Raw genomic sequence first — 13,788 nt, forward strand, 5'->3', positions numbered from 1 at the left:
CCAGGGAACACGCGTTTCGCATCCGTTAGCTTCATTGCTACCAAGAGTTTTTACGAGAGATTCTTGATTTGAGGATTAGCTTTCCGCCCCGTGACGGGACGAGATGGCATGAACTTGACCAGCAGGGCGTGGGACTTGCTCGCCGTCGGCGAATGCACGACACCGCACGGCCGCGCGCTCGTGAGCGAGCAGTTCCGCATCCTCACCAACCAGATTCCGATTCTCTATGCCGTGATCCTGCTCGACGCCGTCAGCGTCGGCTTTGTCCTGCCCTCGTCTGTCGATCCTTGGCTGAGATTTGCGGTGCCCGGGGTGCTTCTGACCGTCAGCGTCATCCGGATGATCCAGTGGATCAGGATGCGCGGGGTGCAGCTCTCACCGGAAGATTCCTATCGCTTTTTGGCGCGGATGCGGATTCTTTCCGCCGCCCTGCCCGCAGGCTTTCTGATCTGGACCTTGGCGCTGATCGAAGCCGTGGATCCCGCGCTTCGCGCGCCGATCTCGCTTCTCGTCTTCATGGGCTGCATCGGCGCCGCTTATTGTCTCGGCATCTTCCCGGCCGCGTCGCGCTTGTGTTTGTTCATTGCGGGGCTGCCGCTCGCACTGCGCCTGCTCGCGTCCGGCGAGCCGCTTCTGGTTTGCATCGGCATCAACCTCGGCCTGCTGCTGGTGCTGTTCGTCCGGATGATCAACACGAATTTCGGCAATTTCGTCCGCCTGATCGAAACCCAGGCCAAGGTTGCCGAGGAGGCCGAGCGGGCCCGTGCTGCGCACACCTATCTGACGGAAGCGCTGGATGTCGTGCCCGAAGGCCTGGCGATCTTCGACAAGGATGACCGGCTGGTGCTGTGGAACCGGCAATATCCGAGGCTCTATGCTTCGAACGCGACCGCCATCGTTCACGGCGCGCGCTTCGAGGACATTCTTCGTGCCGGCCTCAAGCATCAGCAATATGCCGATGCGGTCGGACGGGAGGAGGAATGGCTGGGGCAGCGCATGGCGCGCCACACCATGCCGCAAAGCTCCCACGAGCAGCAATTGCCGGGCGACAAATGGGCGCGCATCGAGGAGCGCCGCACCGCCGACGGCGGCAGCATCGGAATCCGCATCGACATCACCGACCTGAAACGCAGCGAAGCCTCGTTCCGCCTGCTGTTCGAAGAAAACCCGCTGCCGATGTGGGTGGCCGATGCGGCGACGCGGCGGCTGCTGGCGGTCAACGCCGCGATGTGCCGCCATTACGGCTATCCGCGCGAGGAGCTGCTTTCGATGTCCGAGCATGATCTCGGCGCGTACGGCCGCTCCGTGGCGCAGCCAGCCCGGTCACCGCAGGAATCCGTGATCCACAAGACGTCCCGCGGCGATCGAATCGAGGTCCTGATTGAATCGCGGCCGCTGCCGTATCAAGGCAAAGCCGGGCTTGTTTCGGTGGCGTTCGACGTCACCGAGCGCAACCGCGCCGAGCAGCAGATCCGCTACCTGGCCTCGCACGATCTCCTGACCGATCTGCCCAACCGCGCCGCGTTCGACGCGCGTCTCTCGATGCTGATGCAGCATTCGGCCGAGGCCGGCGCCAGCTTCGCCGTGCTTTGCATCGATCTGGATCGCTTCAAGGAAGTCAACGACCTGTTCGGGCATTCCACCGGCGACGCCGTGCTGCGGGAAGCCGGCCGGCGGCTGCGCCAGGCCTGCCAGGACGCCTACCTCGCGCGCGTGGGCGGCGACGAATTCATCGCCATCACCGAGCAGGTGCCCCTGCCCGGCGCCGCCGAGCTGGTGGCCAGCCGAATGCGCGAGGCCTTGAGGCACCCGATCGAAGTCGACGGCCGCGCGCTCGATATCGACCTCAGCATCGGCGTGGCGCTCTACCCCCGCGATGGCGACAATGCCGCCTCGGTGCTGGCCAACGCGGATGCGGCGCTCTACCGCGCCAAGAAGGAAGGGCGCGGCGTGACGCGGATCTTTACCCGCGCGATGGACCGGCAGTTGCGGGATCGCCGCGCCATGGAGCACGATCTGCGTTCGGCCGTCGAGAACAACGAGCTGTATCTGGAGTTTCAGCCGCAACGTCATCGCGACGGCAAGATATGCGGGTTCGAGGCGCTGGTGCGCTGGCAGCATCCGCTGCGCGGCCTGGTGATGCCCGGCGACTTCATCCCGGTCGCCGAGGAAAGCGGCTCGATCGCGAAAATCGACGAATGGGTTTTGATGGAAGCGTGCCGGCACGCCGCATCGTGGGACGAGACCGTGCGCATGGCGGTGAACGTCTCAGCCGCCCAGTTCCGCCGGGAAAATCTCGAGCATCAGGTTCGCAGGGCGCTACGCGAGAGCGGCCTGTCGCCGTCCCGGCTCGAACTGGAGATCACCGAAGGCGTCCTGATCGAGGACATCTCGCGCGCCAGCCAGACCCTGAAATCCCTCAAATCGCTCGGCGTCATGATCGCGCTCGACGATTTCGGCACCGGCTACTCGTCATTGTCCTATCTGCAGGCGTTCCCGCTCGACCGCATCAAGATCGACCGCTCCTTCGTCGCGGCGCTGGGCTCCAGCGCCCGCTCGCTGTCGATCGTGCGCGCCGTGATCGGGCTTGCCCACGGACTCAACGTTCCGGTTCTGGCCGAGGGCGTCGAAACCAATGAACAGCTCGCGATATTGATGCGCGAGCGATGCGACGACATGCAGGGCTATCTGATCGGACGCCCGCACCGGGCCGAGCTGTATGCCGAGCACATGAAGACCGACGGCGGCTCGCGCCTCAAGACGGCGAGCTGACCGTCCGATAGGCCGGCGCTTCCTACTACTGCCGCTTCTGACCGTTCGGCGGCTTCGGCGGCGCCGATGCGTTCGCGCCCCTGGGCGGGGTCGCAGCCGTTGCCTCGACCGGTGGAGGGTTGTTGCTGCCGCCGAAGATCACGCGGCTCGGGTTGCGGTCAAAATTGTTCACGGCGCGGCTGATGTCGGACAGGGTGCGGCGGCCATCGGCCATCAGCGCGCCCGACCGTTTGTCGAAATCCTCGGCCAGGTCGCGGATCGACTTAACCATGAGATTCAATTCGCCGCCGGCGGCGCCGCCGGCGATCGTGTTCAGCCCGAGCATCAGGCTGTCGGCCTTGCCCATCACACCGTCGACCCTGAGCATCACGTTGTCGATCTTTTCGGAGTTGCGCGCCAGCGCTCCCGTGAAGGTCTCGAGATTTCGCAGCGAGTTCTTCACCGATTCCTGATTCTCGGCAACCAGCCGGTTGACGTTCTGCAGCGTGGCGCGGATGGATTCTGTCACGTCCTGCAGCGCGCTCGGGTCGGCGGTTAGCATCGGCACGCCGTCCTCGTCGAGCGGTACGGCAGCTGCGTTTTCCTCGCCGCCCTTCAGTGAGATCGCCGCAACGCCGGTCAGGCCCTGGAATTCGAGGCCGACGAGCGTGTCCTTGCGGATCGGCGCGCTGTTCTCGACCATCGCCAGCGCGACCACCCGCCGTGGGTTGTCGAGCTTGACCGAGACAACCTCCCCTATTCTGATACCGTTAAAGTTGACGCTGCCGCCGTTGCGCAGGCCCGATGCCGGCCCTTCGAAGACGATGCGGATCGGGCTGCGCAGCTTGGTGGTATGCAGGCTCTGAAACCACAGCACAAAGCCGAACGCGGCGGCGATCACCGCCAACGTGAAGGCCCCGATCAGGACGTAATTCGCCCGCGTTTCCATAACTCAAGGTACTCCGAAATCTGGGTCCAGTCCGGCATCGCCGCCGGACCCGTCATTATCTCATGTTTGAGCACGATCCGGTCCGAAAACCGATCACACTTTTGCGGGTCATTGATTTGAGCATGATCTCGTCGGAAAACCGGTATCCACTTTTCCGGATCATGCTTTAGCCCATCACCGCGCGGGCGCGCTTGCCGTGAAAATATTGCTTCAGCCAGGGGTGCTGCGAGGCCTGCATGTCCGCAATCGAACCTGCTGCAATGATCTTACCGTTCCCTAAAACCGCGATACGGTCGCAGGCCGTATAAAGGCTGTCGAGATCATGGGTTACCATGAAAACCGTCAGGCCCAAAGTGCGCTGCAGGGTGCGCACCAGCTCGTCGAAATCCCCGGCGCCGATCGGATCCAGCCCCGAGGTCGGCTCGTCCAGAAATACCAGCTCGGGATCGAGGGCGAGCGCACGCGCCAGCGCGACGCGCTTGATCATGCCGCCCGAGAGCTCGGACGGATAGCGGTCCGCGACTTCGGGCCGCAGGCCGACCATGCCGAGCTTGGCGACCATGATCTCGTCGAGCAGCCGCTGCGAGACCTTGAGATATTCGCGCACCGGAAACTGGATGTTCTGCCGCACCGTGAGCGAGGAGAACAACGCGCCCTGCTGAAACAGGATGCCCCAGCGGCGCTCGACGCCGCGCCGTTCCGCGCTGCTTGCCGCATCGAGATCGACGCCGAACACCTCGATGCGTCCGGCGATCTTGGGCACGAGCCCGATGATGGTACGCGTCAGCACCGACTTGCCAGCGCCGGATGGACCGACAAAGCCGAGAATTTCGCCGCGCTTGACGTCAAGATTGAGCCCGTCAAGCACCCGCGTCTTGCCGAACTGCACGGTGATGTCCCTGACACGGATGATGGCGTCGGAAATCTCACCCGCCATGGTCACATTCCGATCGAGGCGAAGAAGATCGCGAACACGCCGTCCATCACGATCACGAAGAAGATTCCCTTCACGACCGAGGATGTCGTGTGCTGGCCGAGCGACTCGGCGCTGCCCTGCACGGCAAGGCCTTCGACGCAGGCGACGATGCCGATCACCGCGGCCATCACCGGCGCCTTGACGAGGCCGACGACGAAATGATCGATCGAGATGGCATCGCGCAGCCGCAGCAGGAAGGCTTCGGGCTCGACCCCGCCATAGAGCCAGGCGACCAGCCCGCCGCCGTAAAGCGCGGCCATCGCGCCGAGGAACGCCAGGATCGGCAGCGCCAATACCAGCGCCAGCATCCGCGGCAGGATCAGCACCTCGATCGGATCGAACCCCATGGTGCGCAGCGCGTCGATCTCCTCGCGCATCTTCATCGAGCCGAGTTCGGCGGTGTAGGCCGAGCCGGAACGCCCGGCGACCATGATCGCGACCAAGAGCACGCCGATCTCGCGCAGCACCAGGACGCCCAGCATATCGACCACGAAGATGTCGGCGCCGAATTTGCGGAAGTGGAAGATACCCTGCTGCGAGATGATGCAGCCGATCAGGAAGGTGATCAGCACCACGATCGGCACCGCGCGCCAGCACACCTGCTCCAAATGATGGATGGTCGAGGTCAGGCGGAAGCGGCGCGGACGAATGAGAATATGGCCGGTCGCTGATAGCACCGCGCCGAGCATGTCGATCAGCCCGATCAAGGTGCCGCCGATGCCGGCCACGGCGCGGCCGATCTGCTCCAGCATACCCGTGATCGTAACCCGGTCGGCTTCGACAACCGGCTCCACCTTCACGCGGCGCACCTCGTCGACCAGGCTGGAATAATTGGCCGATAAGCCGGCGATCTCCGTCTCGACGCCGCCGTGCGTCAGGCTGCGGCGCAGCCGCTCGATCAGCCAGGCGCCGAACGTATCGAGCTTCGAGACCTGCGAGACGTCGATGAAGATGTCGGGCCTGGTGCCGCGCAGCCGCTCGGCGTCGGCCACCATGCGCTCCAGCACCGGCGCAAAGCGGGCCGTCCACGGGCCGGCCGCGCACAGCGCCAGCGCGTTGCCCCTGGCTATCCGCTCCAATGTCGGGTCGCCGTTCACAATTGCCCACCCCTCGGCGAGTATGCCAACCCGCTTGGGTTCCGCCGCCATACTGCCTTGTCGAATCCGTCCCTAACCAGCCATAGTTGGTAGCTACGGGCAAGCTTAGGTTCACAAAATTCGCCAGATTTTAAAATGACTTCCAGTCCATCTCGAAAGTTGGCCGTCAGCATCGAACACTGGCCGATCGCGGGTGCCTTCACCATCAGCCGCGGCGCCAAAACCGAGGCCGTCACCGTCGTGGTTACGATCGGTCAGGACGACCTCATGGGTCACGGCGAAAGCGTGCCCTACCCGCGCTATGGCGAGACCCCGGAAGCGACGTTGGCCGCCCTCGAAGCGATGCAGGAACCGCTCGCCCGAGGCTTGGACCGCACGGCCCTGCAGGCGGCGATGCCGGCAGGCGCCGCCCGCAACGCGCTGGACTGCGCGCTTCTCGACTTCGAGGCCAAGAGTTCCGGCCGGCGCGCCTGGAGCCTGCTCGGCCGGCCCGCGCCGCGCCCCTGCACGACGGCTTTCACGATTTCGCTCGGCACGCCGAAAGCAATGGCGGCCGCCACCGCCAAGGCAGCGCACCGGCCGCTGCTGAAGATCAAGCTCGGCGGCGACGGCGATGACGCGCGGATCGCGGCGGTGAGGAAGGCGGCCCCCGAATCCGAACTGATCGTCGATGCGAACGAGGCCTGGACGCCTGACAATCTCGAATTCAACTTGGCAGCCTGCGCCGATGCCGGGGTCACGCTAGTCGAGCAGCCGCTGCCGGCCGGGCGCGACGAAGCCCTGGCGCGCATCAGGCGGCCGATTGCGGTCTGCGCCGACGAAAGCGTGCACGACCGCACTTCATTGCAGGGCCTTCGCCCGCGTTACGACGCCGTCAACATCAAGCTCGACAAGACCGGTGGTTTGACGGAGGCGCTCGCCATGGCGGATGCCGCGCAGGCGCTCGGCTTCGAGATCATGATCGGCTGCATGGTGGCGACCTCGCTGGCGATGGCGCCGGCCATGCTGCTGGCACCACAGGCGCGGTTCGTCGATCTCGACGGCCCGCTGCTGCTGGCGCGCGACCGCGACGGCGGCCTGCGCTACGACGGCAGCCTGGTCTATCCGCCGGAAGCCGGCTTGTGGGGCTGACGCGACAGGCGATCCCGCGCCAGAAAGATGACGAGCCCGCCGAGCGCGGCCATCGCCGCCATCACATAATAGATGCCCTGTCCCCAGCTGCCATAGATCGTACCTGAGGCCACCGATGCGAGGCCGGCGACGATGCCGCCGCAGGCCGTCAGATAGCCCTGCCCGCGCGCCATCACATGGCCGGGCACATGGTGCAGCATCAACCCCATGATGCCGACCTGGGTCAGGCCAAAACTCAGCGCATGCGCGAGCTGGACGATCGCGAGAATGGCGAGCGGCAGGTCCTGCGCCATCAGCACCCAGCGCACGGCGGCGCTCACGGCCGCGATCACCACCAGGGTCGATGGCGGCAGGCTGAACCGCGGCGACAATGCAAACAGCACGATCTCGGCAATCACCCCCAGCGCCCACAACACCGCAATCGTCAGCCCGTCGAAGCCGGCCTGCTGCCAGGCAATCGACGCGAAAATGTAATAGGCAGCGTGACTTCCCTGGATCAGTGCAGATCCCACGATAATGGCGAGGAAGCCGCCGTCACGCAGCAGCGCGCCGGCGTCCCCGGTGACCGGGCGAACGGCCCCGGCATCGTCCAGCGGCTGCAACGCCAGGCTGGCGAGCGCCCCGAGCGCGGCCGAGCCGGCGATGATCCAGATCAGGTTTTTTGCGGCGATGAGGTCGAATAGCATGCCGCAGACCAGCGCGCCAAGGACGAAGGCGGCGGAGCCCCAGAGCCGCAGCGGGCCGTAATTAAGACCGTAGCGCTTTACCCCGCGCAGGGCATAGGCGTCCGTGAGCGGCACCATCGGCGTCCACAGGCAGCAGGTCAGCGCGTAGATCAGGAACACCAGCAGCGGCAGATGCTGGGTGCCCAGCGCGAAAAAGCCGAGCGCCGTGGCAAACGAGGTGACGATGATGGCCCCACGCAGGGCCTGACGGCGTTCGGCAAAGCCCGTCACCAGCGGAAGCGCCGTGAACCGGGTCACCGGGGGAACGGCGGTGATCAGACCTATCCAAAACGCATCGATACCGACCGCCTTCAACCATACCGTGAAAAACGGCAGGTGGGTGCCGGTCATGCCGAACAGCGTGGCGTAAAACAGCGCCACCCCGGTCGCAAAACGCCGGGGTGCATCTTGAGAAGCTGTGGGGAATTGTGATTCGCTTGGCATCAATTCAATTGCGATTCGGGCAATATCGTGTTGTTTCGTTATCGCAAGGCGCGCTGATTTGCGCGAAGAGTTTGACATGGCCGACGAAGCATTCGCCCTTTCGCCGATCTCAGCACGCGCCACGCTGCCGAGCGAGGAGGATTATGCTGCCATCGCCGAAGCTTTCATGGAAACTTCGCGCGGCCGCTGGTTCCTGACCGAATACGCCAAACGCAACCGCAATGCCGACACACGCATGGTGCTGGATGCGGTGGCGCGGATCGAGGAAAGCCTTTCCGCCCAGCGGGAGGAAACCCTGCAGCGGGAAGCAGCTCTGCAACGGGAAGAAGGCCTTTCGGCGCAGCAGGCGGCGGAGGCCGTCGCCGCAGCTGCAGTGGCGCAGGTGCGGCTGACCGAGGCGCTCGACGCCATCCGTGGCGCGGTCGATGCCGCCGAGGAATCGGCGGTCGAAGCGATCGACAGCCTCGCGCTGGAGCAGCGGCTGGCGCCGGTCCGCAAGGGCGCGCGCGTGCTGCGGGAAATCGCCTGGCGGCTGCGCGAAATCGGCAATGACGGGCGGATCTGCGACCTGATCGATTCGCAGGTCACGGTAATCGAGCGAGGCACCGAGCAGTTTTCCTCCGAAGAGGCGCGGATAGCGCTCCGCGCCGCCTTTGCCGCCCTTCAAGGCCGGCTGGTGGAATTCGGCGACGACACGCCGCCCGCGCTCGACCCCGACGCGATGCCCTTCCCGGCCATGCAGGAGATGCCGGCGGAGGCCGTTGAAGCCGTCTCGGAAGCGGCCAAGGAAGCTGCCGAGGGACCCTTCGCCCCGATGGCTGCTCCCGCAGCGGAAGCGGTGCTGATGGAAGCGGAGACACCGCCCGCTCCCGAACTTTCCATTGAGCCTGCTGCAGCCGAGAAAGCCGCGGCCGTGGAAGCCGCTGCCGAACAGGCCGTGGCCCAGGCGCTTGCTGCTCAAGACATTGCCGCTCAAGACCTTGCCGCTCAAGATGCCCTTGCTGCTCAAGACGTCGAGGTGCAGGACGACGCCGTCCAGGAAAATGCTGCCCAGCGCGCCGATGCGCAGGACGAAGCGGTCCTCGACATCATCGCCATGGAAATGGGCGCGCCCGATCCGATCAACGACGTCGAGATCGCCGAAGCGGCCGCCCAGCAGGCCCGCGCGGAGGAGCCCGCGCCGACCGCGCCCAAGATCGTCGCCGAAGCGCCTGAACCGGCCGCTCCGCCGGCACCGCCACCCGTTCAACAGGTGGTTCAACCGCCGCCCCCGCCGGCCGCCGCACCGACGCCGGCCGTGGAAGTATCGCTCGGTTCGACCCTCATCGCGACCGGTGTCGTGCGCAAGCCGATCCTCGCCGCGAACGATCCGCTGGCGCCGATTCGGCGCATGAGCCAGGCCGAGAAGCTCGCGTTCTTTTCGTAAGCAACGCATCGCAAGCGACGCTGGCTGCGGCTTGACCAGCGGCTTGCAGAACGCGCCTGCAGCATTTGTTGCACCTGCGAATAGTTCGCTTTCCGGTTGCTTCGCCTCTCCGGCAAGATCAAGCTGGCACGATCGTCTTCGCAAGCGGAGATCGCCGTGAAAACCAGGATCATCGTCAATCCGATGGCGAACAAGGGTAACTGCGGCAAACGCTGGCCTCAGATACTGGCCGAACTGGAAAAACATCTCGGCCCGGTCAGCGGTGTGGACGTCGCCATGACCCGCGCACCCAATCACGCAACGGCGCTGGCGCGGGAGGCCGTCGGCGACGGTTACCAGCGCCTGATCTCCGTTGGCGGCGACGGCACGTTCAGCGAGATGATGAACGGCGTGATCGTGGACGACCGCCCGATCGCACCCGATCTCGTGCTGGCGCAAGTGCCGGGCGGCACGTCGAATGAACTCTGCCGCTCGTTCGGACAGCTCTCGCTCGGCGAGGCCTGCAAGGCGATCGCCATGGGCCACACGCGGAACGTCGACGTGTTCCGCGCCGATGCCAGGGGTTATGGCGGCGGCCAGGTGACGCGTTATGGCTTCGTGCTTGCGATTGTCGGCGCCGCCGCCACGATTTCCTGGCGCGCGCAACGCGTGCCGCTGTTGAAGCGGCTCGGTCCGCTCAGCTACGTCCTGATGACGGCGTTCACCTCGCTGACCTACAACCCGCGCGCCTACCGCATCAGGATTGACGACGAGGCGGAGCAGCACCTGCAGATGTGGTCGCTGATGCTGTGCAGCTTCGACGGCGCAGGCGAAGGCCTGATGCTCGCGCCGGGCGCAGATTCCGCCGACCGCAAGCTCGACCTGATCATGGTCGGCGATCTCGGGCACTGGGAGGCCCTGACCCAGATCGTCCCCAGACTCGGCGACGGCAGCTATCTGGCGCATCCCAAGGTGTCCCGGCGCCACGCTAGCCGGATCAGCATCGACAGCGACACCATGGTGCGCGCCGACGTCGACGGCGAAAGCATCGGGCGACTGCCGATGTCGGTGACGATGCTGCCGTTCCACCTCAAGGTGGCGGCGGTCAATCGAGTGTAGGGCGGCGTTTTAGTCGCACCTCACTTATGTCTGCGGATGTACCACCAGTACCGGCACGCTCCCGTCCACCAGGACCTCCGATGTTTGACTCCCCAGTATCAGCTTCCTGAGGCCGCGACGCCCGTGCGAGGCCATGACAATCAGGTCGCAGCCTCTGGACTTTGCTGTTTCGATAATCGCAGTGGCCGGGTGCGCGTTTGGTACATGCAAGAATTCCGCGGATATCCCAATCTCCTCCGCCATCGCCCGAGCTTCATCGAGCAGTTTGCCCGCCTGTTCCTTACAGGCTGCATCAAAGCGATCAAACTCTTCCTGGGAGGGCATCCATCCCGAAGCATGTCCGCTGCCATAGTAGATCGGCAGCGGTTCCGTTACGGTGATAACGGTCGCGTTCGCATTCAAGGCCTTTGCCAGCGCCATCCCATGCTTGACGCCTTGTCTCGCGACATCCGACCCATCCGTGCTCAAGAGAATGCTGGCGTACATTTTGAGGGCTCCCGTGTTCGTCGAACATTTCCCGCCCTGCCCATTCACTGACAAACCAACACCGGAGTTTTCGCCTGCGTCAGTACCTTGTTTGTCACACTGCCGATCAGCAACATGGAAAGTCCGCTGCGGCCATGCGATGACATGACGATGAGATCGCAGCCCTTGTCCGCGGCTGCCGCGATGATGGCTTGATAGGGTTGCTCGCTCTCCGCCTGAATCGTCTCGCAGGGAACACCGGCGTTCCTGGCCGCATTTGCCGCGTGGTCCAAAACGCTTGCGGCCTGCTCCTTGCGCAGCTCGGCATAGGTTGCGACGGCCTCAAGCATTCGTCCTGTCAGTTCTGAAAACGGCTCCACAACGAAGATGACAGAAACCTTGGCGCCAAGCGATTTCGCCAGCGCCAACCCGTGCGTCACCCCACGCTCCGACAGCTCGGACCCATCTGTCGGAATGAGAATATGCCGGTACATGCTTCAGCTCCCGTCATGAATCCGCGCCCCTAGTTCGGCTTGCTGCCTGCAACCAGATTCTTATGAATCTTCCCGTCCTTCATGATGACGAGAAAATTCTTCGCCGGGTCCTCGATCAGCCTGATGTTCTCGATCGGATTGCCGTCGACCAGCAAGAGGTCGGCCAGCGCGCCCTCTTCCACCACGCCGAGCTTGCCCGGATAGGGATTGCGCTTGCCGGACAGCGCCAGCAATTCGGCGTTCGTCCCGGTCGCCATGGCGAGTGCTTCGGCGGGCGTGTACCAGCGGACCAGCGAGGCCAGAATGGCCCCCTGACGCCGGGCCAGCGCAGCGGAGAACAGAACGTCGGTGCCCCACGCCGTCTTGAGCTTGTACTTCTTCGCAAATTCGTAGGTCCTGCCGATGCCGGGCCAGACCTCATCCGCCTTGGCGCGCTGAACCGAACCCTCGGGAAGGCCCGTCCTCATCTCCTCGGGGAGCGGCTGCAAGCTCAGCCAAACGCCCTTCTCGGCGATCAGCTTCGCGGTTGCCTCGTCCATCAGGAATCCATGCTCGATGCACTTCACGCCCGCGGCAATCGCCAGCTGGATCGCGGCCGGCGTAAAGGCATGCGCGACGACATAGGTGCCCCAATTCTCAGCCGCTTCGACCGCGGCTCGCATTTCGGGCCCGGTGAAGGTGACGGCGTCGATCGGGCTGAAGGGCGATGACACGCCGCCGCCCGCCGTCAACTTGACCTGCGACGCGCCCTGCATCAGCTGCTCGCGCACGCGCACGCGCACCTCATCAGGACTGTCGGCAACCATGGCACCGCCGACCTGCTCCATGCGCGTGAGCATGCCGCCGATCGTCCGCGGCAGATCGGAAAGCTGCCGGAAGTCGCCATGGCCGCTGGTGACCGTGATCATGGCGCCCGACGGGTAGATGCGCGGGCCGGCGACGACGCCCTCGTCAATGGCTTGCTTGAGTCCAAAGGCCGGCCCACCGACGTCACGAACGGTGGTGAAGCCCCGCATCAGGGTATCCGTCGCTTCCGCGGCCGCGAGAAGATTGTTGTAACCGATGTCGCCCGCAATCGCGACCGCGGGCGTCGGGCGGATCAGCATCGCATGCCAGTGCACGTCGATCAGGCCGGGCATCAGCACGCGTCCGCTGCCGTCGACCACGACCGTTTGCCCGGTATCGCTTGTCGTCGTCGCAGGAGAGATCTTCTCGATCTTGTTGCCTTTGACGAGGACATTGGATGGCGCGGAAAGCGCAGCGCTCTTTCCATCGAAGATGCGGACGTTCTGAAACAACACGGCCGCACCTTGCTGCGCTTGCGCCGAGAACGGCGCCGCCATCAGGCCCAACGCGATTGCCACCGCCGCGATAGTGGCGGCTCTACGACATTTTCGGTGGGGCACCGACCTACCTCCGCGTAAGACGCCACACATCGCATCGGACCGGCTGGTACGAACGTCCGTTATGTGCTGCTGACCGCCACCGCCGGTTTCCATGCGTAAGCCAGCCATCCGAGCCCGTGCGATATCAGGTCGACGCCGAGCAGGAATCCAATGACCCACAGGCCGGTCGCCGGAAATCCCGTCAGGATGACGAAGCCGGCCAGCACGCCGAACACGCCTGACAGCAGCATGATCCAGCCCGCCTCCCGCCAATGGGTGACGCCGAGCAGAATGCGAACGAAGCCGGAAACCGCGAGCACCAGGCCGAGGACGTAGGTGAGGATCAGCGCGCTGACGACCGGCTGGCTGACCAGCACGACGCCGAACGCGATGTAGAGGATGCCGAGCAGCACCTGCCACAGGAACCCTCCCCATCCCTTGGTCCAGAACGCGTGGACGATCTCGAACGCGCCGGCGATGATCGACATCCAGCCGATGAAGATGGTGCTGATAAGCGTGACCAGCATGATGTCGCCGAGAACCAGGATTCCCGCCGCAATCATCACCAGCCCGAGCAGAATACAGACCCAGAACGGCGGCGGCGGCAGACTGCCGACGCCTGTTCGCGAACTGCTGTCATATGTCGTCATGTCATTCTCCTGATGTCAGGCCTCAGCGACCTTGAGCTCGATTACATCCAGCGCCAGCCGCACCGGCGGCGGCCGCGATGCCACCAGCAGTGCCAGCGGCGGCGCCGACGAGGAGGACGCCAGTGATGCGGGGGTCGATGTGGGGGACGTCCGGGAGGCCTTCCAGGAGGACGTCCAGGAGGCCGCCCCGGCGGCCG

Annotated in this window: 12 protein-coding genes; 4 read left to right on the plus strand and 8 right to left on the minus strand. The window is 64.8% G+C overall.

Annotated features, from left to right (window positions below):
* The first annotated feature begins 108 nt into the window (after positions 1–108).
* Positions 109–2,772 carry an EAL domain-containing protein gene (locus QA643_RS29275; protein ID WP_283029130.1) on the plus strand — a complete coding sequence of 888 codons (2,664 nt, stop codon included), beginning with the start codon at positions 109–111 and terminating at the stop codon, positions 2,770–2,772.
* Positions 2,773–2,797: 25 nt separating this feature from the next.
* Here QA643_RS29275 and QA643_RS29280 read toward each other — a convergent pair whose 3' ends face one another.
* The 3 genes from QA643_RS29280 to QA643_RS29290 all read right to left on the minus strand — a co-directional run bounded on the left by QA643_RS29280 (position 2,798) and on the right by QA643_RS29290 (position 5,773).
* The gene (locus tag QA643_RS29280; RefSeq protein ID WP_283029131.1) at positions 2,798–3,700 is read right to left on the minus strand and encodes an MlaD family protein; all 903 of its coding nucleotides are present in this window, start codon (positions 3,698–3,700) and stop codon (positions 2,798–2,800) included.
* Between the two features lie 166 nt (positions 3,701–3,866).
* The gene (locus tag QA643_RS29285; protein ID WP_283029132.1) at positions 3,867–4,637 is read right to left on the minus strand and encodes an ABC transporter ATP-binding protein; all 771 of its coding nucleotides are present in this window, start codon (positions 4,635–4,637) and stop codon (positions 3,867–3,869) included.
* Positions 4,638–4,639: 2 nt separating this feature from the next.
* The gene (locus tag QA643_RS29290) at positions 4,640–5,773 is read right to left on the minus strand and encodes an ABC transporter permease (protein ID WP_283034967.1); all 1,134 of its coding nucleotides are present in this window, start codon (positions 5,771–5,773) and stop codon (positions 4,640–4,642) included.
* A gap of 135 nt (positions 5,774–5,908) precedes the next feature.
* Here QA643_RS29290 and dgcA point away from each other — a divergent pair, with 135 nt between their 5' ends.
* Entirely contained in the window at positions 5,909–6,904 is a 996-nt protein-coding gene (gene dgcA, locus QA643_RS29295) for an N-acetyl-D-Glu racemase DgcA (protein ID WP_283029133.1), read from the plus strand.
* On the opposite strand, the gene QA643_RS29300 is transcribed toward dgcA, so the two are convergent.
* Positions 6,874–8,073 carry an MFS transporter gene (locus tag QA643_RS29300; RefSeq protein WP_283029134.1) on the minus strand — a complete coding sequence of 400 codons (1,200 nt, stop codon included), beginning with the start codon at positions 8,071–8,073 and terminating at the stop codon, positions 6,874–6,876. The genes dgcA and QA643_RS29300 overlap by 31 nt on opposite strands.
* Before the next feature lie 235 nt (positions 8,074–8,308).
* Here QA643_RS29300 and QA643_RS29305 point away from each other — a divergent pair, with 235 nt between their 5' ends.
* Together QA643_RS29305 and QA643_RS29310 are read left to right on the plus strand one after the other, a co-directional pair.
* Entirely contained in the window at positions 8,309–9,499 is a 1,191-nt protein-coding gene (locus QA643_RS29305; protein WP_349253242.1) for a hypothetical protein, read from the plus strand.
* A gap of 156 nt (positions 9,500–9,655) precedes the next feature.
* On the plus strand, positions 9,656–10,597 hold the full coding sequence (locus QA643_RS29310) for a diacylglycerol kinase family protein (protein WP_283029136.1): 942 nt from the start codon (positions 9,656–9,658) through the stop codon (positions 10,595–10,597).
* A 24-nt stretch (positions 10,598–10,621) separates the two neighbouring features.
* Here QA643_RS29310 and QA643_RS29315 read toward each other — a convergent pair whose 3' ends face one another.
* From QA643_RS29315 to QA643_RS29330, 4 genes are all read right to left on the minus strand, one after another.
* Entirely contained in the window at positions 10,622–11,083 is a 462-nt protein-coding gene (locus QA643_RS29315) for a universal stress protein (protein ID WP_283029137.1), read from the minus strand.
* A gap of 44 nt (positions 11,084–11,127) precedes the next feature.
* Complete coding sequence (locus QA643_RS29320; protein WP_283029138.1) at positions 11,128–11,556, minus strand: universal stress protein; 429 nt, start codon at positions 11,554–11,556, stop codon at positions 11,128–11,130.
* Between the two features lie 29 nt (positions 11,557–11,585).
* The gene (locus tag QA643_RS29325) at positions 11,586–12,899 is read right to left on the minus strand and encodes an amidohydrolase family protein (protein ID WP_283034968.1); all 1,314 of its coding nucleotides are present in this window, start codon (positions 12,897–12,899) and stop codon (positions 11,586–11,588) included.
* A 122-nt stretch (positions 12,900–13,021) separates the two neighbouring features.
* On the minus strand, positions 13,022–13,591 hold the full coding sequence (locus QA643_RS29330; protein ID WP_283029139.1) for an HdeD family acid-resistance protein: 570 nt from the start codon (positions 13,589–13,591) through the stop codon (positions 13,022–13,024).
* Between the last annotated feature and the right edge of the window lie 197 nt (positions 13,592–13,788).

Source organism: Bradyrhizobium sp. CB3481 (genome assembly GCF_029714305.1).
Classification (GTDB): domain Bacteria; phylum Pseudomonadota; class Alphaproteobacteria; order Rhizobiales; family Xanthobacteraceae; genus Bradyrhizobium.

Excerpts from the sequence above, each read along its gene's own strand:
- dgcA (WP_283029133.1), top strand. The coding sequence starts at position 5,909 with ATGACTTCCAGTCCATCTCGAAAGTTGGCCGTCAGCATCGAACACTGG.
- QA643_RS29300 (WP_283029134.1), bottom strand. The coding sequence starts at position 8,073 with ATGCCAAGCGAATCACAATTCCCCACAGCTTCTCAAGATGCACCCCGG.
- QA643_RS29275 (WP_283029130.1), top strand. The coding sequence starts at position 109 with ATGAACTTGACCAGCAGGGCGTGGGACTTGCTCGCCGTCGGCGAATGC.
- QA643_RS29325 (WP_283034968.1), bottom strand. The coding sequence starts at position 12,899 with ATGGCGGCGCCGTTCTCGGCGCAAGCGCAGCAAGGTGCGGCCGTGTTG.
- QA643_RS29320 (WP_283029138.1), bottom strand. The coding sequence starts at position 11,556 with ATGTACCGGCATATTCTCATTCCGACAGATGGGTCCGAGCTGTCGGAG.
- QA643_RS29330 (WP_283029139.1), bottom strand. The coding sequence starts at position 13,591 with ATGACGACATATGACAGCAGTTCGCGAACAGGCGTCGGCAGTCTGCCG.
- QA643_RS29280 (WP_283029131.1), bottom strand. The coding sequence starts at position 3,700 with ATGGAAACGCGGGCGAATTACGTCCTGATCGGGGCCTTCACGTTGGCG.
- QA643_RS29305 (WP_349253242.1), top strand. The coding sequence starts at position 8,309 with ATGGTGCTGGATGCGGTGGCGCGGATCGAGGAAAGCCTTTCCGCCCAG.
- QA643_RS29285 (WP_283029132.1), bottom strand. The coding sequence starts at position 4,637 with ATGGCGGGTGAGATTTCCGACGCCATCATCCGTGTCAGGGACATCACC.
- QA643_RS29315 (WP_283029137.1), bottom strand. The coding sequence starts at position 11,083 with ATGTACGCCAGCATTCTCTTGAGCACGGATGGGTCGGATGTCGCGAGA.